The organism is Helcobacillus sp. ACRRO (genome assembly GCF_022347125.1).
Classification (GTDB): Bacteria; Actinomycetota; Actinomycetes; order Actinomycetales; family Dermabacteraceae; genus Helcobacillus; species Helcobacillus massiliensis.
In genome coordinates, this window is record NZ_JAKRNG010000026.1 from 18,241 (window position 1) to 36,779 (window position 18,539).

Consider the following 18,539-nt stretch of genomic DNA (forward strand, 5'->3'; position numbering starts at 1 on the left):
CTCCAGGCTAGGAAGGGCGGCCGACGGGTGCCAACACCCTGTGATGGACACGGATCACCGTTATGCTCTGAACTGCGCGAATCAGACACGGGCACGGTGGTAGGTTGAGCGCTGTAGGAAACGGTGTGACGCGTCGGTCCACGGCACGCTGAGCATCCGTCGGCCGTGATGGCCGCCGAGCAGGAACGAACAGGAACACGGGGGTTCGTCGTGCAGGATCCCAAGTCGGCATCGCCTGATTCGCGGCCGCCGTTCCTGAACACCGGCGATGAACCGCTGCCGTCGGATCTGCCGTCGGATCCTGATTTTCCGACCCGTTTCCAGGCCGCTGTTCAGCGGCGGAACCTGAGCCTGCACCGGATGCGGGAGCATCTGAAGTCGCACGGCGTCAGCGTGTCCGCCTCCACTCTCAGCATGTGGCGCACGGGCCGCACGAAGCCGTGGCGCGACCAGTCGCTGCGCGCGCTGCAGGCACTGGAGTCGATCCTGGACACGCCGCCGGGCTATCTGACGGCGGCGGAGCAGCAGGTGGAGAAGGGGTCGGAGTCGTGGTGGGCGTCGATCCGGACCCGTCCCGAAGTGCTGAACCATAGCGAGGAGTACGCGCAGGTGCGCAGGGAGGTGGGGCTGGACGGCCCGCCGGAGCTGCGCAACGCGTTCATGCACTGCACTGTCTGGTACAACGAGAACGGCCAGTTCATGGGTGCGCGCAGCACCCACATCTTCCAGGCGGTGGCGGCGCGCGGTGAGCGGTCCCTGCAGGCCACGTTCCCGGATGCGCACGGTGACCGGAATCCGCATCGGGTCAACGTGCGCGCGGGCGGTCGCATCGGCCGGCAGCGCGTGTTCGAAGGATCGGGGCAGACCGTGTTCGAGCTGATCCTCGATCAGCCGCTGGAGCGCGGGCAGATGGCGTACGTGGAGTACGAGATGACCCCGAGCCGGCTGGACAGTCCGCGGTCGAGGCCCCTGTACGACGTCCGCACCACGAACGCGATCGGCCAGTTGGGCATGGAGCTGCACTTCCATCCGGACTGCCCTCCGCGCAGGCCGAAGATCCGCCGGCACAACATGGCCTCCCAGCCGGAGGGGACGGAGTTCCTTGACGACTCGAAGGACGGCGCCCTGCTGCTGGTCACCACCGATGAGTTCGTCGCCAACGGCGGCATCTGCATGGAGTGGGAGTGGGACGGATGAACACGAAGGCGGTGCACCACCCGGAGCCGACGGGGCCGACGGATCCTGCCGCTGACATGGGCGTTCGCCGTGACACGTTCGCGGAGGCGCTGGCCACGGCGATGACGGAGCGGGAGTTCACGTACGCGTCCCTGGCGCAGGCGCTGAAGAAGCGCGGCGCATCGGTGTCGGCGCCGACTCTGCGGACCTGGTCGAGGGGCGAGGGTGCGCCGGCGCGCGGCTCGACCCGCCGGGCGGTGGCCACGATCGAAGAGGTGCTGCAGCTGCGGCCGGGCAGTCTGAGCACCCTGCTGGATGTGGAGTCCTCCGAGCTCGCGGAGCACTCCTGCCATGACCATTTCCCCACCCTGTGCCGTGTCATGGCGGATTCTCGGCGGGCGTGCACGGTGACGCCGATGCCGGGGCACCGGCCGCTGATGCTGCTGTCCGAGCTGGATCTGCGGGACCCGTCGGCACCCACCGTCACGCTGCGGCTCACGTTCACGTCGTCGCTGGCGGACATGAACTGCGTGCACGTCGCGGTGGACTCTGCTGACCTGTCGCGCGAACCCATCCGGATCGACGGCGCGCAGGTGGGCGAATGGTGGCCGGTGCCGGGGACGTCGCTGACGGTGGTGGAGCTGCTGCTGCCGCATCCTCTGGCGATCGATGACGCGTGGGCGATCGAGGCCGTGCTGCCGGCCGCTGAGGGGGCGGGTCAGCCCGGTGACGATGGGCGTCGCCGATTCCATACGGTGGCGACCCGCCCGTTCAATGCGTGCGTGGCGTCCGTGCTGCTGCCGGAGGCGACACGGACTGTGCCGGAGCCCGAGTATGTGGCGGGGTGGCGTCGGCGCCGGGCGGGGCAGACCACCCCGGATTCGTCGACGACAGTGGCGCCGGTGGCGGCGTCGATCCAGTCGGTCGCCGTCGATGGCGAGGATGGGGACGTCTGGGTCCGGTGGTGACCGGCCGACGCCCCCACCCGGCCGTCACGCCTTGGGGGCGCGGATCCGCTCGGGCAGTTCGAAGTCCTCGCTCGGGACCGCCACCTGCCCGGTGTCGACGAGGCCGGTGCAGCGGCCGTTCTCGACGCGAGCGAGAACGGGCTCGAAGTAGGAGCCGTACCCGGTGTCGCCCCAGGTGGTGAGCTCCACGCACGGGACACCGTCGAGGATCGCGTCCGGGCGGGTGCCGGTGACAGCGAGTTCGATGGCGCCGGCGGCGGGGTCGTAGGAGGACAGGGGCAGCTCGAACAGGCGGTCGCCGAGGCGCGCCACCCAGGTGCGGCCCCAGCCCGCGCTGTACGTGCCCTCAACGATCCCCGCGACCTGCTCCGCCGTCATCTCCTCACCACCGATGGTGACGGAGGGCTGGTCGGCGAGCTCCTTCGGGCGGGGTCGGCCGACGGCTGCTCCGCCGCCCGCGGCGGCGCTTTCGAACATGTCCGCGTCGGGGGCGGGGCGCCCGGCTGCGAGCGCCAGCAGGCCCAGGATGCCGACGGCGATCTCCGATGACGGCGAGTCCGTGGACGTGCCGATGACGCTGACGCACAGGCGCGACGCGGGCACTGCCCAGGTGCGGGACAGCCCCGTGGGGAATCCACCGGAGTGGGCGAGGGCGGTGAAGCCGTGGAAGCGGCCCTGCTGGAGACCGAGACCGTAGTGCCCGCCTTCGCGCAGGGTCCACACCTTGCGGCGCATTTCGCGGCGGGACCGGTCGGTGAGCAGAGCGCTGTCGGTGAAGACACGGCCGGTGAACTCGGCGATGGACGCGGCGGTGGCCCAGAAGCCGGTGGCGGCGGCGAGTGCGCCGGTGCTGATCTGCTCAACAGCGCGGCGGTCCCCGTGGATGAGGCCCGTGTGGCCGTACGCGAACCCGTCGGCCTGCTCCGGTCCGGCGGCGCCCTCCGGGAGATCGGCGCCCAGGTGGAGGGTGCGGTCGCTGTCGCGCTCCACCTCCGCCGTGACGGGATCGAGGACGAGGTCGGTGACGGCGTCCTCGAACGACTGGCCGGTGACCGCTTCGATGGCGAGGCCGAGGAAGCCGTAGCCGATGTTGGAGTACTGCAGGTGGATGCCGGCCTCGGCGACCACGGCGCCGTCGCGCGCGATCTCGATCAGCTGAGCGCGGTCCGCGAACGGGGTCTGCAGCGCCCACCAACGGGAGTCGGAGCTGTCGCGGGTGAGGCCCGCGGAGTGGGAGAGGAGGTCGCGGATGGTGCGGTCGGCGACAGGGGTGTCGGCGAGGTCGTCCACGAGGTCGCCGACGGCGTCGTCCAGTCGCATGCGGCCCTGCTCCACGAGCCGCATCACGGTGAGGGCGGTGAACATCTTCGAATGCGAAGCGATGCGCAGTCGATGGGTGGGCAGCAGCTCGGTGCCGGTCTCGGGGTCGGCAGTGCCCTGCGCGTAGTCGAAGACGATGTCGCCGTCGTGCCAGATCGCGACCTGCAGGCCGGACAGGCGGCGCAGATCCCCGAGGGTGCTGAGCCACTGCGGCAGCTGGTCCACCACGGACTGCACCGCCTCCCGGGAGAGAGCCTCATCCTCGCGGACGAATGCGGACGTTCCGGTGGTGGCGGTGGCGGTCACGGGGGCTCCTTCGCTCATCGGTGATGGACCGGGACGATTCTCCCATGGGGACGCCGGCCCCGCAGGGTGTTCGGGCAGGTCGCCCGCACGTTCGGGGCCGCCCTGCGAACCTCCTGGTCACCGACTGTTCACCAAAGTACCCATGCGCGGGTCACATGTCCCCATCGGCAGGAATCGCAAGTGGTGCAACAGTTGTAGCCATCACCGCCCTTCCGATTCATAAGGAGCCCCTCATGAAGACCATCCGCAGCACCCGTGCCCGCGCCGCCTCTCTTGCCGCCATCGGAGTCCTGGCCCTCAGCCTCAGCGGCTGCGGCGCCCTCGGCATCGGCGGCGACCAGGACTCGGACACCGACGCCAAGCCCACGGAGGAGAGCTCCGCCCCGGCAGAGACCACCCCCGAAGAGACCACCCCCGAAGAGACCACGCCGGAGGAGACGACTCCCGAGGCGACGACTCCTGAGGAGTCCACCCCGGAGGCGACCACTCCTGCGGAGACCACCCCGGCGGAGACCACCCCGGCGGCCCCCACCACGGATGACTCCTCCGCGGACCCCGACAAGGAGCCGAGCACTGACGAGATGGCCAAGGGCATGGAGAAGATGACCGCTGAGGCCGGCTACTCCCGCGAGAAGTTCAAGGAGAGCGGCATCTCGGACGAGAAGATCGACAACTACTTCACGTGCATTGTCGAAGAGTCCGCCCCGTCGCTGAGCCCGAAGCTGAAGCGCGCCATCGCCGACGGTGACTCCAACGCCCCGCTTTCCCCGGAGGAGAAGAAGGTGCTGAACTCCGCGATCGACACCTGCGTGAGCAAGACCATCGGCTGATCCCGGCCATCCCCTTTTTCCACCTCCTCAACCCAAAGGAGAACATCATGATCACCACCACCCGTCGCGCCATCGCCGCCCTGGGCGCCAGCCTCGTCCTTGCCGGCAGCCTCGCCGCGTGCGGCTCGGAGCCGTCCGAGGCGGAGCTCGCCAAGGGCATGGAGAAGATGATGGCCGCCGAAGGCTTCGACCGCGCCAAGCTCAAGGAGTCCGGCATCACGGACGAGCAGATCGACGAGTTCTACACCTGCATCGCCAAGGAAGTGAAGCCGAACGTCTCCAGCCGCGGCCAGAAGCTCATCGCTGAGGGCGACGGCGAATCCAAGGTCAGTGACGAGGACTACAAGGCTGTGGAGAAGGCGGCCGACGGCTGCGCCTCCAAGATCATCGGCTGACCCGGGCCATCGACGGTCACTGACACGAACTCGGAACCCGTCGGCCTCCCCCTTTCTCTTCCTGTGGGAGGCGACGGGTTCTTCTATGCCCGGGGTCCGGCCGTCCCCGCATCAGCGGGAGGCGTGATCAGATGCCCAGACTCTGTTCATGGCACGGTCAGGCTGGCATGGAACAGTCGGCCCGTTCCCGGAACAATCCACTGATACAGGAGAGAACCGAATTGAGCACCACCATCCGCACCCACGGCAAGAAGATCGTCGCGCTGAGCGCTACGGGCCTGCTGGCCCTCGGCCTGGCTGCGTGCGGCGATGACAAGAAGGACGAGAAGCCCGCGGAGTCGAGCTCGTCGTCCTCGCAGCCGGCGGACACCACGCAGGACGCTGGGGCGTCTGACGCCGGGGGTGCATCCGATGCCGGCGGCGCCTCTGATGCCGGTGGCGCGTCGGATGCCGGTGGCGCGTCCGATGCGGGCGGTGCTTCTGACGCGGGCGGCGCCGCAGCCGGCCCCACCTCCAAGGAGGACTACACCGACGGCTTCATCAAGATCATGAAGGCGCAGGGCATGGCGGACCAGATGAAGGCCGCCGGCCTGAACGACAAGCAGGTCGATGACCTCCTGAAGTGCAGCGCCGAGAAGTCCTTCCCGGAGATGTCCGACGGGGTGAAGGCGGCGCTGGCCACCGGCGATCCGCAGACCCCGGCGCAGGTCACCCAGGAGGAGCAGCAGGCGCTCGCCACCGCCACCCAGACCTGTGTCTCGGAGCTCGGCCTGGACAAGGCCCTCCAGCAGAACCAGGGCGGCCAGGGCCAGGCACCCGGCGGTGACGGTCAGGCCCCCGGTGACGGCCAGGACTCCGGCAAGGGCGGCAACTGATCTCCCCACCCGGCTGATCGGCCCAGTCACCTGACCGGCGCCGACGCCCCCGTTGCGACACGTACCCCGCTCGGCACTGCCCGGGCGGGGTACTGTCATGTGGCCCCGACCCCGTCGAGACGCGGACGATCATCGCCGCAGAAGAGGGCGAGAAGATCGCCACCATCCCGGACGCCGACAACACCCTGGTGGAGAACGCGATCGACGCCTGCGCCGTCGAACTGGTCTCCTGACCGCAGGCGGGCACCAGCCTGACGGGCCTGCCGCATGGGCACTCCTGCACCCGCTGTCGGCGTGACTGCCCGTTGTGTCGTCTCTAGGCTGGGTACAGACGCCGGGCAGTGGGCCCGGCACCTGAGAAGAGGGGGACGCGATGCGTACTCGACCGCTCACTGCACGTCTGGCCTCCGTCGGCGCCGCGGCAGTGCTCACCATCAGCCTGGCCGCCTGCGGCGGCTCCACCACCGAAGGCCGGGGCACGGAGGAGCCGACGACGACGCCGACCATCACCTCCCCGCCGAAGGAGACCAGCCCCGCTGAGGACGCCGACGCTGGCGACCGCAAGGACGCGTCGGCCGACGGGAAGCGCGCCACCGGCGCTAAGCCCCCGCGCGGTGACGACCTCGACGGCACCACCGGAACCGACGAGGGCGGCGGCACTGACAAGGCCACCCCAACCCCGGTGGACCCGAAGGACGTCCCATCCAAGGATGAGTTCTCCGCATACCTGGTGAAGGAGCTGCGCACCTCCGCCGAGGAGGACGGCGCCCTCGGGGAGATGAAGGCCACCGGCATTACCGACGAGCAGTTCGACCGGTTCTTCACCTGCTTCAGCGACGAGATCTACCCGCACCTGTCGGACGAGGCGAAGGTCGCGATAATGAACGGTGACACCCCGTCGGGCGAACCGCCTTCGGACGATGTGATGATGAATGCCCTCGTCACCTGCGGGAAGGATGACCCGGAGATGCTGAAGATCATGATGGAGGAGATGAAGGGATGACCCGACTCCTGCCGCGCCTGGCCTCGTGAAGGGCAGGGCGAGCGCGCGCCAACGGGTCCCGCACCCACACATGCGGAAGGCCCCGGCCCGATCTGCTGATCGGCCCGGTCACCTGACCGGCGCCGACGCCCCCGTTGGGACACGTACCCCGCTCGGCACTGCCCGGGCGGGGTACTGTCATTCCAACCCGTGTGTGCGGGCCTCCCATGCTGCTGCACTGTCGCCGCGGCACTCACCGACAGGATGTCCCCATGACTCTCCCCTTCCGCCCCCGCTCCTCCGCGCTGTTCCTCACCGCCGGTGCGCTGCTGTGCGCCTCCCTCACCGGCTGCGGCGCCATCGGCTCCCTCACCGCCGGTGGTGAGGACCCGTCGCCGTCGGCGTCGCCCGCGCCGGCGTCGACCTCCCCTCAGAAGCCGACGGATTCCGCGTCCCCGTCGGACTCCCCGTCCAGCCCGGCTGCGTCGCCCTCCAGCCCGGCCGCGTCCCCCTCCAGCCCGGCTGCGTCGCCCTCCAGCCCGGCCGCGTCCCCTTCCGAGTCGGCGTCGGCGAACAGCGGCGCTGCCCGGCCCGTCAGCAAGCAGGAGTACACCGACGGGTTCGTGGAGACGATGCGGACGTTCACGCCCTCGCAGGAGGAGCTGAAGAAGAACGGCCTGACGCAGAAGGACATGGACGACACGTGGCGCTGCGTTGCCGACAAGACCTACGACGACGTCTCCGACGAGACCCTCCAGATCATCTCCAACAAGGAGAGTGAGAAGTACGCCACCATCTCCGAGGAGGACAACACCCTCGTGGAGAACGCGATCGACGCCTGCGCCATCGACCTGGTGACGCAATGACGGCGCGATGGGCACTCCTCCACCCGGCGACCCGCTGACGGGACGCCGCATCCTCTCTACGCTGGAACCATGCGCCGGGCACCGGGCCCGGCATCAACCACGAGGAGGGTGCCATGCGCACTCGAAGGATCGCCGCCCGTCTGGCATCCGTCGGCGCCGCCGCCGTGCTCACCATCAGCCTCGCCGCCTGCGGCAGCTCCAGCACCGAGGGTGAAAGCACCACGGAGCCCGCATCGTCGCCGGCGACCACCGCGCCGCCGGAGAAGCCCAGCGAGAAGACCGACGACGCGAACTCCGACGCGTCAGCGGACCCGAGCGATGACACCGACGCATCCGATGGCGGCCCCACTGACACGAAGGCGTCGACCAGTCCCGGCGCCCCCACCGATGACGCCGACGATGACGATGACGCTGACGCTGACGATGACAAGGATGATGCGTCCGCGAAGACGGTGGATCCGAAGGACGTGCCGTCGAAGGAGGAGTTCATCGCCTCGACCGTGAAGCAGGTGCGGGCGAATTCTGCTGAGGACGGTTCGCTCGGCAAGATGAAGGAAGCCGGCATCACCGACGAGCAGTTCGACCGGTTCTTCACCTGCTTCAGCGAAGAGATCTACCCGCACCTGTCCGATGAGTCGAAGGTGGCGATCTCCAAGGGCGAGGACCTGCCAAGCAAGCCCGGCAACGAGGAGCAGATGATGACCGCCCTCGTGACCTGCGGCCAGAAGGAGCCCAAGGTGATGGAGTACATGATGAAGGCAATGGGCTGATCCCAGCGCAGACGGCTGACCGGCCAGTTCCCACTGCCGGACATGCGGAAGGCCCCGGCCCGATCTGCTGATCGGCCGGGGCCTCATCTGTGCGCAAGGGGGGACTTGAACCCCCACGCCCGCGAAGGCACACGGACCTGAACCGTGCGCGTCTACCAATTCCGCCACTTGCGCGTCTCTTCGGAGCCGGGTGTCAAGCACGACCAACGCCGAAGCATGATCAACTATAGGGCGCGCCCCGGGACTGGTCCACTCGGGCGCCACCCGCAGGCCGCACATGTGTCGTATGCCATTGTTCTGACCGTTCACCGGGCGGGCAGCACCCGTCGGCCCGCACCCCGCGCGCGGCCCGCAGCCCGGAGGCCGACAGCCGCGGTCGGCGGCGCGATCACTCGGCGGGGAACGCCTCCGTGGGGATCAGCACCGTGAGCCCCATGTCCTGCGACGGCGTCATGCCCAGGAAAGCGTAGCCCTGCCACGTGTCGCCGTGCTTCGTGGTGAACGTGCACGCCGTGGCGCTCTGCGACTGCGACAGCGGCCCCTCACAGTCCACCGCCGTCAGGTCCTTCTCCAGACCCACCTTCCCCAGGGCACTCATCGCAATCTGCTCCACGTCCGCCTTCGGCACCTCCTGGTCCACGCCGAACATGCCGCCCTGGCCGAAGGACACCACCGTCAGCTGGTTCGAATCCTGCCGATCCGCCACGAGCGTCGCGAGTTCTCTCTGCAGCGGCGTCCCCGTTGTCACCAGCGCGCCCCCGGTCTCGTCACCATCAGCGCGGGCAGTCACCATCGGCGTCACCGTCAGGACGCCCTTCCCCTCGGGGGCGCCCTTCACCTCGCCATGGGCGCCGCCGGCGTCAGATGCGCCGCCGGAGGCTCCACCATCGGACGCACCGCCGTCGGACGTGCCGCCGTCGGAGGCTGCAGTCCCATCCGCACCGGCCGTCGGGGCCCCGCCATCGGACGAGGAGTCCTGCCCTGCGGACGTGGAGGAGTCAGTGGACGTGGAGGACGCGTCGGGCTCCTCCCCATCAGGGGTGACACCGCCACAGCTGCTGAGCAGCAGCGCGGCGATGCCGGCACCAGCCGTGATGCCGCTGAGGCGCCGGGCGGACGAGAACGGGCTGCGGGAACGGACCGGGGTCATCAGGATCTCCTCTCGGCGATGCCGGCGACTGTGCCGACACCCTCACAGTAGACGGGACGCCCCAGGAGAGCGACGAAGGAGGCGGGCACAGCTGCGCCCGCCTCCTTCTGCTCTCGAGCACACGGCCCGGGCTTCAGTCCGTCAGCGTACGGGCCTGCTCCGCCTCCACGAACGACTCGTCGATCTCCGCAGCATCCACACGCCTGCGGAACACCGCGGCGTACGCGATCGCCATCAGCGCCACCGCCGGAACACCCAGCATCGCCGCGAGCGTCATCGACTCGACAGCGACCACGGTCGAGAACACGAAGACCAGCCCGATCAGGCCCAGCACCGCCATGACGGTGCCGCCGGGGGCGTGGAACGTCTCCAGGCCGTCGCGCGTGGGCCGGTACGCGATGTATGTGACGAGGATCAGCGCCCACACCAGCGTCACCGAGAACACCACGATCGCCATCAGCAGACCGAAGATGTTGCCGACCCCGGTCGCGGCGAGGATCGCCACCGCCACGATGAACACGATCGTCAGGCTCATCGCCGCCAGCGGCACATTGCGACGCGTGGTGTAGCGCGCGAACGCCGGGCCGAGACGGTCCACCGACAGCGAATGCATCATCCGGCTCGACGCGTACAGGTTCGCGTTCGCGGCACTCAGGGCCGCGATCAGCACCACGAAGTTCGTGATGGATGCGGCGCCCGGGATGCCGGCGTAGTCGAAGACGCGGACGAACGGGGACTGCTCGACCCCGTCGGCCTGCGCCGCCGACTGCCACGGCACCAGCGCCACCACGATGCCGATCGCCATCACGTAGAAGAACGCGAGCCGCACGATCGTGGTCTGGGCCGCCACGCGGATCGACCGCGCCGGATTCTTCGCCTCAGCGGCGGAGACGCTCAGCAGCTCGATGCCGCCGAAGGAGAACATCACGATGCTCATCGCCAGCCATACGGCACCGATGCCGTTGGGCAGGAAGCCGCCGTCGTTCGTCCAGTTCTGCAGTCCCGGCGCCGGGTGGCTGCCCGTGCCCACGAACACGAAGAACAGGCCCACGATGATGAACGCGAGCACCGCGATCACCTTGATGGATGACAGGAAGAACTCGATCACGCCGAAGGAGTTCACGCTGTAGAGGTTCACCGCAATCACGGCGACGGCGAACACGAGGATGCCCCACCCGAGGTGCACCTGCGGGAACCAGTACTGCAGGTAGGTGGCGCAGGCGACCAGTTCAGCGCCGGTCACGCACAGGGTCACGAACCAGTACAGCCACCGCACCAGGTAGCCCCAGAACGGGGACAGGAACCGGGCGGCGAGGGTGCCGAAGCCGCCGCGCACGGGGTAGCGGGACGCCATCTCACCCATGGTCAGGGCGATGGTGGCGGCGATGGCGGAGCCGATCGCGAACGAGATGATGACGGCAGGTCCGGCCACGGCGATCGCCTGCCCGGACCCGAGGAACAGGCCGGTGCCGAGGGCGGAGCCCATCGCGATCATCGCCATCTGGCGGTGGGACAGCGTGCGGGAGAGGCCGACGGCGGCCGGGTCTGCGGTGGTGCTGCCCGTGCCGGGGCCGGCGACGGTGCCGGAACTCGATGCTGCGGGACGCTGCGGGTCGGACTGTGCGGAGGGATGGGATGAGCGGGTTCCCGATGAGTGGGAGCCGCTCGAGGGGGTATCTTCGTTGTCCATCCGGCCAAAGTACCCCACGGTCACAGCTGGCGCAGGCGAATCCACCGACGCGCCGCCGGCCCCTGGTTCCGCCGAATCGCCGCCGGCCCCTGGTTCCGCCGAATCAGCATCGGCACCGGGCTCCACTGGGTCGGCATCGGCACCGGGCTCCACCGATTCAACATCGGCACCACCGGCCCGATCTGCGATGTGCGCCCCTTCCCTCAGCTGGGATACCCAGATGCTCATTGCCCCCCGGGATGCCGCGATGCTCACTGCCGCCGTGCGCACTGCTCATCCCTGCCCCCGGGAGGGCGATCGCCAAAATTCGGAAGAATCATCCACCTCTCCAGACCCCCTCTCGAACTTGGGAAGAATCATCCACCTCAGAAGCCCTCCACGCGTGGATGATTCCCCACAAGTTCACAACCCGGAGCACAGGCGTGGATGATTCCCCGCAAGTTCAAGCCGAAGGCGCGAGCAGTGGCCCGAGCGGGGACACGGGCAACCGCCGACCGCGCGACGCGGAACCCGCGCGCAGGCATGCGGGAACCCGCCAGCAGCGGGGCCGAAGCCCCACCACCAGCGGGTTCTCAGACGATCACGCGACCAGCGTCGCTATCAGGCGCGGGCGCCCTTCGCTGCGACGACCTGGACGATGACCTTGGCATCGACCTCGTCGTGCAGGTGGATCGTGACGGTGTACTCGCCGAGGGTCTTGATCGGAGCGTCGAACGCCACGGTGCGGCGGTCGATCTCTCGGTCGAAGGTCTCCTTGACGGCGTCGGCGACCTCACCGGAGGTGACGGCGCCGAACAGGCGGCCGGACTCGCCGGCGCGCTCAGCGATGACCAGCGGGCGGGTCTTCAGCAGGTCGCGCAGGGCCTGTGCGTCCTCGAGGGAAGCGATCGCACGCTTGGAGCGTGCAGCGGCCATCTGCTCGATCTGACGCTGTGCGCCCTTGGTCCACGGGGTGGCCAGGCTGCGCGGCAGCAGGAAGTTGCGTGCGTAGCCGGACTTGACCTCGACGACCTCGCCGGCAGCGCCGAGCTTGGCGACCGAGTGGGTGAGGATGAGCTTCGTGGTGGTTGCCATGTGAGTGTCTCTTCCTTTCCTGATCAGCGACCGGTGGTCGAGTAGGGCAGAAGAGCGATCTCGCGGGCGTTCTTGACGGCCTTGGCGATCTGGCGCTGCTCCTGGACGGACACGCCGGTCACACGGCGTGCGCGGATCTTGCCGCGGTCGGAGATGAACTTGCGGAGAAGTGCAGCGTCCTTGTAGTCGACCGACTCGATGCCGGCCGCCTTCAGCGGGTTCTGCTTCTTCTTCGGCTTACGAAGAACTGGCTTCGCCATCGTGGTGCTCCTTCAGCTTTCATGGAGCCCGGGGTTTCAGCCCGGGATGGGGTGAATAGGTGTGGTTGTGAACCCGTCGGGCGCCGGGGCTTCCCGGCCGGCGGACCGCTGAGGTCCGGCCGACGGATCCGTGACCGCCTCGCGCAGCCGTGCCGGCCGCGCGTGGAGGTCATGCTGGCCGCGTGTGCGGCCGGTGAGGGATCTTAGAAGGGCGGGGGCTCTTCAGCACCGCCGGAGCCGCCCCACGGATCGACGTCCTGCGGTGCCTGACCGCCCTGGTTCTGGCCCTGACCGTAGCCGCCCTGGTTGCCGTAGCCGCCCTGGCCGCCCTGGTTCTGACCGTAGCCGCCCTGACCTCCGCCGAAGCCTCCCTGCTGACCGCCCTGGCCGCCGCCGAAGCCGCCGCCCTGGTTGCCGCCGAAGCCGCCGCCGCCACCGCCGCGCTGAACGCGGGTGGGCTTGGCCGTGGCGTAGCGCAGAGCCGGACCGATCTCATCGACATCGAGTTCGATGGTGGTGCGGTTGTTGCCGTCGCGGTCAGTGAAGGAACGCTGCTTCAAGCGGCCCTGAGCGATGACGCGGGTGCCCTTGGTGAGGGACTCGGCGACGTTCTCAGCGGCGTCGCGCCAGATGGAGCAGCGCAGGAAGAGGGCTTCGCCGTCCTTCCATTCCCCGGCCTGACGGTCGAAGGTTCGCGGAGTGGACGCGATGGTGAAGCCCGCCACGGGCACTCCGGAGTTCGTGAATCGCAGTTCGGGGTCCGCGGTCAGGTTGCCGACCACGGTGATGACGGTTTCGCCAGCCATTGCCTTCTCTTCCCTGATGAGGTTCGTGTACGGAGGTCGACTAGATCACTTGGCGTCGGTGCGCATCAGCTTGGTGCGCAGCACGGACTCGTTGAGGCCCAGCTGACGGTCGAGCTCGGCAGCGGTCTCGGGCTTGGAGACGAAGGAGAGGACCACGTAGATGCCCTCGGCCTTCTTGTTGATCTCGTAGGCGAACTTGCGCTTGCCCCAGACATCGACGTTCTCGATCTTGCCGCCCTCAGCGGGGACGACCTGCACAAGCTTCTCGAACGTGGATCCAACGGTGCGCTCGTCAATCGACGGGTCCAGGATCACAACCATCTCGTAGTTACGCATGTGTGTATACCCACCTCCTGTGGTCTATCGCGGCCACGGTCCTTCCGTGGCAGGAGGGTCATGCTGGTGGGCGAGGTCCGCCCACACGAACTCCAACCCTACCGCGCCCAGCGACCGGGCAGAAGAGCGATCGCTGGTGGCATAAGCCTCACCCGCGCGACCGGGGAGGCCGACGGGCGCCGGCAGGGGCTGACGGGTGCCGGCAACGGCGAAGGCGCCGCCCGTCCCCATGATCCCGGGGAGGGACGGCGCCTTCGCGCAGTGATGGAGCGGCACAGTGGCGAAGCAGCCCAGCGCCGCAGGAGCGGAGTCGATCAGCGCGGGGCAGTGCCGGGCGCATCAGCGGCCGGGCTGTCCGCAGTCGGCTGCGTCGCCGGAGGATCAGCAGGATCCGGTGCCGGAGCAGGGGTGGTGGGGGCGGGAGTCTTCTTCTCCTCCTCCTCGCGCTTCTTGCGCTCCTCCTCCTGCTTCTTCTTCTCCTCTTCCTGCTTCTTCTTCTCCTCTTCCTGCTTCTTCTTCTCCTCTTCCTGCTTCTTCTTCTCCTCTTCCTGCTTCTTCTTCTCCTCTTCCTGCTTCTTCTCCTCTTCGCGCTTCTTGCGCTCCTCCTCGGTCTTCTTGTCCTGCTCCTCCTTCTGCTGGCGCTGCTCCTCCTGGCGCGCCTTCTCCTGCTCCTGGCGCTGCTGACGCTCCTTCTGGCGCTGCTCGGACACGGCCTTCTCATCAGTCTTCGAGCGCTGCTTCTGCGGCAGGTCACCCGGCGGCGGGAACTCCATGAACGGCTCGCCCTCCAGGGACGGCTTCATGATGTCCACCCAGAGCAGGGAGGGGAACGTGGCGCCGGTGATCTGATCGAACTCACCGAACGGAGTGAGGGACTCCGAGCCCTTGCCGTCCTCGGTGGGCTGGAACATGCCCACGCTCGTCACGAGCTGCGGGGTGAAGCCCACGAACCATGCGGAGTGGAACTTCTCGGAGGTGCCGGTCTTGCCGGCCACGGGGCGGCCGTCCATGTTCTGGGCGACACGGCGAGCCGACCCCTGCTGCGAGGGCGGGCCGGTCAGTGCCTCGATGGCGTTGGTGGCCACGCCCTCGTCCAGCACACGCTTGGCTTCGTCCTTCGGCTTATACCGCACGGAACCGTCGGGGTTCTTCACCTCGCGCACGATGTGCGAGGGGCGGTAGATGCCGCCGGAGGCGATGGTCGCGTACGCCTCGCCCATCTCCCGCACCGTCGGGGACGCGGTGCCGAGCACGTTGGTGACGTCGCCGTCCAGGCCCGGGGTCTTCTCCGGCAGGCCGAGCTTGATCGCGGTCTCCTTCGTGCGCTCCGGCCCCATCTCGAAGTTCAGCTGCCCGTAGGCGGTGTTGATCGAGTTGGTGGTGGCCTTCTTCAGGTCCACGCGGCCGTAGGAGGTGTTGCCGAAGTTCTTCACCTTCCAGCCGCGGATGTCCTTCGGCGAGTCGCCGTCCCACCGGGAGCGGAGGCCGTAGCCGTCCTCGAGGGCTGCGACCAGGGTGAAGGTCTTGAAGATCGAGCCGGCCTGCATGCGCGACTGGGTGGCGTCGTTGCGGCCCTGGGTGATGTAGTCCTTGCCGCCGTACATGGAGACGATCTCACCGTTGTTCGGGTCGATCGTGACCGTGCCGACATGGTTCCGCTCGGGGCGGTCCTCCGGCAGGCTGTTGACGGCGTCAACGGCGTACTGCTGCTTCTTCTTGTCGATCGTGGAGACGATGTGGTACCCGCCGGTGTCGATCTCCTCCGGGGTCAGGCCCTTCGCCTCGAGCTCCTTCTTCACCTCCGCGAGGAGGTAGCCGTTGGTGCCGCCGAAGCGGTTCTCCTTCTTCGGCTTCTTCACCTCGGGGAACTCCATCGCGTCCGCTTCCTTCTCGGTCAGCGTCTTCGTGTCGTTCACCTGGCGGGAGATCACACGAGCCCAGCGCTGCTGCGCCATCTTCTCGTTCACCGCGGGATCCCAGGACGACGGCGCGGGGATCAGGCCCACGAGCATCGCGGCCTCGGAGTCGCTGAGGTCCTTCGCCGGCTTGTTGAAGTACGCCTGCGCGGCCGCTTCGATGCCGTACGCGCCGCGGCCGAAGTAGATGGTGTTGAGGTAGCGGGACAGGATCTCGTCCTTGGAGAGCTCCTGGTCGATCTTCAGCGCCATCACGGCCTCACGGGCCTTGCCCAGGTAGCCGGTCTGGGTGCCGGTGTGGTAGCGCTCCACGTACTGCTGGGTGATGGTGGAGCCGCCCTGCTGGGCGCCGCCGGACACGTTGTTGACGAAGGCGCGCACAATGCCCTTCGGGGACACGCCGCGGTTCTCGTAGAACGACGAGTCCTCGGACGCCACCACGGCGTCCTTCACGTTCTGCGGGATCTCGTCCGAGGGCAGGATCGTGCGGTCGATTTCGCTGAACTCACCCATCAGGGTGGTGCCGTCGGAGAAGTAGACGCGGGAGGTCTGGGCGACTGCGACGTCCGTCGGCTCCGGGACGTCGGTGCTGTTGTAGAACCACACGCCGACGCCGACACCGGCGAGGATCAGCAGGGCACCGACGAGGGCCAGCAGACGGAAGGACGGGATCCAGCGCCACAGGCCCTTCTTGCCGGCGCGGGGCCAGCCGATCATGTTGCCCTTGGGGCGGGCAGCGGCGGAACCGGCCGCGGCCGTCCCGGCGGCGCGACGGCGCCGACCACCGGCAGGGGTGCGCCTGGTGGAGGCGGCTGCGGCGCCGGCTCCGGTGCTGCGGCGACCCGACGACTCCGAACCGGGGGTGCGCACGGTGCGGCGCGATCCGCTGGCCGCCCGGCTGGGGCGGTGAGGATCCTTGCCTGACGATTTGTCGCTCACGCGGTCGATTCCTTCCGATTGATGGGAGTGATCAGAGCCTAGGTCCATTCCCTGGTGGTGAACACCTGCACCCGATTCAGTTCACACCTCATCTGCACAGACCGTCCCCATTCCTCCGGGCGCCGCGCGGCGCCCCGGGCCCGGCGGCCAGGGGCGAGCGTCAGTCGACGCTGCGGGCCCGCCACCAGGCGCGCAGCCGCTCGGTGGCCTCCTCCTGGCTGAGAGGACCCTCGTCCATCCGCACCTCAAGCATGTGCTTGTACGCCTCGCCGACCACGGGCCCGGGCGCGAGGTCGAGGATCTCCATGATCTGCCTGCCGTCGAGGTCGGGGCGGATCGCGTCGATCTCCTCCTGCTGGGCGAGCTCGTCGATGCGGCGCTCCAGGTCGTCGTAGGCGGAGGCGAGACGGCGCGCCTTGCGCTTGTTGCGGGTGGTGCAGTCAGCGCGGGTGAGGCGATGCAGGTGCTGCAGCACGGGGCCGGCGTCAGTGACGTAGCGGCGCACCGCGGAGTCGGTCCATTCGCCGTCGGCGTAGCCGTGGAAGCGCAGGTGCAGCTCCACCAGGCGGGTGACGGCCTTCGTGGTGTCCTTGTCGAACCGCAGCTGCTTCATCCGCTTCGCGGTCATGCGGGCGCCCACGATCTCGTGGAAGCGGAACGTGACCTGCCCGCCCTTCTCGAAGCGGCGCGTGTCCGGTTTACCGATGTCGTGCATGAGGGCGGCGAAGCGGAGCACGAAGTCGGGCCGGGGGCAGGGGCCGTCGGCGTCGGTCTCGAGGTCGATCGCCTGCTCCAGCACGGTGAGCGTGTGCTCGTACACGTCCTTGTGGTGGTGGTGCTCGTCGCGCTCCAGCCGCAGCGCGGGCAGCTCCGGCAGGACGTATTCGGCGAGGCCGAGGTCCACCATCTGCTCGAGGCCGCGTCGCGGCTCGGCGCCGTTGATGAGCTTCACCAGCTCGTCGCGGACGCGTTCGGCGGAGACGATGTCGATGCGCTCGGCGAGCTGGGTGACGGCGGCGGCCGTCGCATCCTCGATCTCGAAGCCGAGCTGGGAGGCGAAGCGGACGGCGCGCATCATCCGCAGCGGGTCGTCGCTGAACGACTGCTCGGCGCGCACGGGGGTGCGCAGCAGCCCGTGGGCGAGGTCCTCGAGGCCGCCGAACGGGTCGATGAACTCCAGGGACGGCAGGCGCACCGCCATCGCGTTGACGGTGAAGTCGCGGCGAGAGAGGTCCCCGTCGATCGTGTCGCCGTAGGAGACCTCGGGCTTGCGGGAGAGCGGATCGTAGGTTTCGGAGCGGTAGGTGGTGATCTCCACCTGCACGCCGGCCTTCTGCGCGCCGAGGGTGCCGAAGTCGCGGCCCATGTCCCAGATGGTGCCGCCCCAGCGCTTGAGGATCGCCTCGGTGTCGTCGGGGCGGGCGCTGGTGGTGAAGTCGAGGTCGCTGCTGGAGCGGCCGAGGATGGCGTCGCGCACGGGGCCGCCGACGAGGGCGAGCTCATGCCCGGCGTCCTCGAAGAGGCGGCCCAGGTCGTGGATCTCCTGGGGCAGGGCCCGGAACATCTTCTCCGCTCTGGTGCGGGCCTGCTCGACGGCGTCGGGGCGGCTGGTCTCGTTCTCGGGTTCGCTCACGGGGCTCTTTCGTGTGGGATTCGTGATGGCCGTCTGCAGATGGCGGCGCGGCCTCTGCGTCCGGGGGCTCGGCACTTTACAGTAGTGGTCATGCGGACCCAGGCGACCATGAGGGGGGTGCGTGCTGTCATCAGCGCGCTCCTCATGCTTCTGTGCATCGCAGTGGTGCCGCAGGCCGCGAGCGCCGCAGCTCTGTCCGCCCAGTCTATCCGCCCGGCCCCGTCGGCCCCCTCCGCACCGACCGGCC

The 18,539-nt window shown here is 68.7% G+C and carries 17 protein-coding genes and 1 tRNA gene; 8 read left to right on the forward strand and 10 right to left on the reverse strand.

Annotation, left to right across the window (positions count from 1 at the left end; genetic code table 11):
- The first annotated feature begins 210 nt into the window (after positions 1 to 210).
- A complete protein-coding gene (locus tag MHY20_RS09310; RefSeq protein WP_239376365.1) occupies positions 211 to 1,197 on the forward strand; it encodes a helix-turn-helix transcriptional regulator in 987 nt (328 codons plus the stop codon).
- Entirely contained in the window at positions 1,185 to 2,144 is a 960-nt protein-coding gene (locus MHY20_RS09315) for a hypothetical protein (RefSeq protein ID WP_239376366.1), read from the forward strand. Before MHY20_RS09310 ends, MHY20_RS09315 begins: the two co-directional genes overlap by 13 nt.
- 24 nt (positions 2,145 to 2,168) lie before the next feature.
- On the opposite strand, the gene MHY20_RS09320 is transcribed toward MHY20_RS09315, so the two are convergent.
- A complete protein-coding gene (locus MHY20_RS09320; protein ID WP_239376368.1) occupies positions 2,169 to 3,770 on the reverse strand; it encodes a serine hydrolase domain-containing protein in 1,602 nt (533 codons plus the stop codon).
- Positions 3,771 to 4,003: 233 nt separating this feature from the next.
- On the opposite strand from MHY20_RS09320, the gene MHY20_RS09325 reads away from it, so the two are divergent.
- From MHY20_RS09325 to MHY20_RS09350, 6 genes are all read left to right on the forward strand, one after another.
- Entirely contained in the window at positions 4,004 to 4,600 is a 597-nt protein-coding gene (locus MHY20_RS09325) for a hypothetical protein (protein WP_183377133.1), read from the forward strand.
- A gap of 47 nt (positions 4,601 to 4,647) precedes the next feature.
- The gene (locus tag MHY20_RS09330) at positions 4,648 to 4,995 is read left to right on the forward strand and encodes a hypothetical protein (RefSeq protein WP_183377132.1); all 348 of its coding nucleotides are present in this window, start codon (positions 4,648 to 4,650) and stop codon (positions 4,993 to 4,995) included.
- A 221-nt stretch (positions 4,996 to 5,216) separates the two neighbouring features.
- Positions 5,217 to 5,870: a hypothetical protein gene (locus MHY20_RS09335; protein WP_183377131.1), complete on the forward strand. Its 654-nt coding sequence runs from the start codon at positions 5,217 to 5,219 to the stop codon at positions 5,868 to 5,870.
- Positions 5,871 to 6,243: 373 nt separating this feature from the next.
- Positions 6,244 to 6,873: a hypothetical protein gene (locus MHY20_RS09340; protein WP_239376370.1), complete on the forward strand. Its 630-nt coding sequence runs from the start codon at positions 6,244 to 6,246 to the stop codon at positions 6,871 to 6,873.
- Positions 6,874 to 7,124: 251 nt separating this feature from the next.
- A complete protein-coding gene (locus MHY20_RS09345; protein ID WP_239376372.1) occupies positions 7,125 to 7,718 on the forward strand; it encodes a hypothetical protein in 594 nt (197 codons plus the stop codon).
- Between the two features lie 113 nt (positions 7,719 to 7,831).
- On the forward strand, positions 7,832 to 8,488 hold the full coding sequence (locus tag MHY20_RS09350) for a hypothetical protein (RefSeq protein ID WP_239376374.1): 657 nt from the start codon (positions 7,832 to 7,834) through the stop codon (positions 8,486 to 8,488).
- 90 nt (positions 8,489 to 8,578) lie between these two features.
- On the opposite strand, the gene MHY20_RS09355 is transcribed toward MHY20_RS09350, so the two are convergent.
- The 9 genes from MHY20_RS09355 to MHY20_RS09395 all read right to left on the reverse strand — a co-directional run bounded on the left by MHY20_RS09355 (position 8,579) and on the right by MHY20_RS09395 (position 18,223).
- Positions 8,579 to 8,662 (reverse strand) — tRNA-Leu (locus MHY20_RS09355).
- Positions 8,663 to 8,876: 214 nt separating this feature from the next.
- Entirely contained in the window at positions 8,877 to 9,638 is a 762-nt protein-coding gene (locus MHY20_RS09360) for a hypothetical protein (protein WP_239376376.1), read from the reverse strand.
- A 133-nt stretch (positions 9,639 to 9,771) separates the two neighbouring features.
- Entirely contained in the window at positions 9,772 to 11,328 is a 1,557-nt protein-coding gene (locus MHY20_RS09365) for an amino acid permease (RefSeq protein ID WP_239376378.1), read from the reverse strand.
- 600 nt (positions 11,329 to 11,928) lie between these two features.
- The gene (gene rplI, locus MHY20_RS09370) at positions 11,929 to 12,402 is read right to left on the reverse strand and encodes a 50S ribosomal protein L9 (protein WP_239376380.1); all 474 of its coding nucleotides are present in this window, start codon (positions 12,400 to 12,402) and stop codon (positions 11,929 to 11,931) included.
- A 23-nt stretch (positions 12,403 to 12,425) separates the two neighbouring features.
- Positions 12,426 to 12,662, reverse strand: coding sequence for a 30S ribosomal protein S18 (rpsR, locus tag MHY20_RS09375; protein WP_183377125.1), 237 nt, complete (start codon positions 12,660 to 12,662; stop codon positions 12,426 to 12,428).
- 203 nt (positions 12,663 to 12,865) lie between these two features.
- The gene (locus tag MHY20_RS09380; protein WP_239376382.1) at positions 12,866 to 13,468 is read right to left on the reverse strand and encodes a single-stranded DNA-binding protein; all 603 of its coding nucleotides are present in this window, start codon (positions 13,466 to 13,468) and stop codon (positions 12,866 to 12,868) included.
- 45 nt (positions 13,469 to 13,513) lie between these two features.
- Positions 13,514 to 13,804 carry a 30S ribosomal protein S6 gene (rpsF, locus tag MHY20_RS09385; RefSeq protein WP_183377123.1) on the reverse strand — a complete coding sequence of 97 codons (291 nt, stop codon included), beginning with the start codon at positions 13,802 to 13,804 and terminating at the stop codon, positions 13,514 to 13,516.
- Between the two features lie 314 nt (positions 13,805 to 14,118).
- Positions 14,119 to 16,659, reverse strand: a complete 2,541-nt coding sequence (locus tag MHY20_RS09390; protein ID WP_239376384.1) for a transglycosylase domain-containing protein — start codon at positions 16,657 to 16,659, stop codon at positions 14,119 to 14,121.
- Positions 16,660 to 16,819: 160 nt separating this feature from the next.
- On the reverse strand, positions 16,820 to 18,223 hold the full coding sequence (locus MHY20_RS09395; protein WP_183377143.1) for a CCA tRNA nucleotidyltransferase: 1,404 nt from the start codon (positions 18,221 to 18,223) through the stop codon (positions 16,820 to 16,822).
- Positions 18,224 to 18,539 lie beyond the last annotated feature (316 nt).

Coding starts and splice junctions, on each gene's coding strand:
- MHY20_RS09325 (WP_183377133.1), top strand. CDS start 4,004: ATGAAGACCATCCGCAGCACCCGTGCCCGCGCCGCCTCTCTTGCCGCC.
- MHY20_RS09330 (WP_183377132.1), top strand. CDS start 4,648: ATGATCACCACCACCCGTCGCGCCATCGCCGCCCTGGGCGCCAGCCTC.
- MHY20_RS09340 (WP_239376370.1), top strand. CDS start 6,244: ATGCGTACTCGACCGCTCACTGCACGTCTGGCCTCCGTCGGCGCCGCG.
- MHY20_RS09345 (WP_239376372.1), top strand. CDS start 7,125: ATGACTCTCCCCTTCCGCCCCCGCTCCTCCGCGCTGTTCCTCACCGCC.
- MHY20_RS09350 (WP_239376374.1), top strand. CDS start 7,832: ATGCGCACTCGAAGGATCGCCGCCCGTCTGGCATCCGTCGGCGCCGCC.
- MHY20_RS09360 (WP_239376376.1), bottom strand. CDS start 9,638: ATGACCCCGGTCCGTTCCCGCAGCCCGTTCTCGTCCGCCCGGCGCCTC.
- MHY20_RS09365 (WP_239376378.1), bottom strand. CDS start 11,328: ATGGACAACGAAGATACCCCCTCGAGCGGCTCCCACTCATCGGGAACC.
- rplI (WP_239376380.1), bottom strand. CDS start 12,402: ATGGCAACCACCACGAAGCTCATCCTCACCCACTCGGTCGCCAAGCTC.
- rpsR (WP_183377125.1), bottom strand. CDS start 12,662: ATGGCGAAGCCAGTTCTTCGTAAGCCGAAGAAGAAGCAGAACCCGCTG.
- MHY20_RS09380 (WP_239376382.1), bottom strand. CDS start 13,468: ATGGCTGGCGAAACCGTCATCACCGTGGTCGGCAACCTGACCGCGGAC.
- rpsF (WP_183377123.1), bottom strand. CDS start 13,804: ATGCGTAACTACGAGATGGTTGTGATCCTGGACCCGTCGATTGACGAG.
- MHY20_RS09395 (WP_183377143.1), bottom strand. CDS start 18,223: ATGTTCCGGGCCCTGCCCCAGGAGATCCACGACCTGGGCCGCCTCTTC.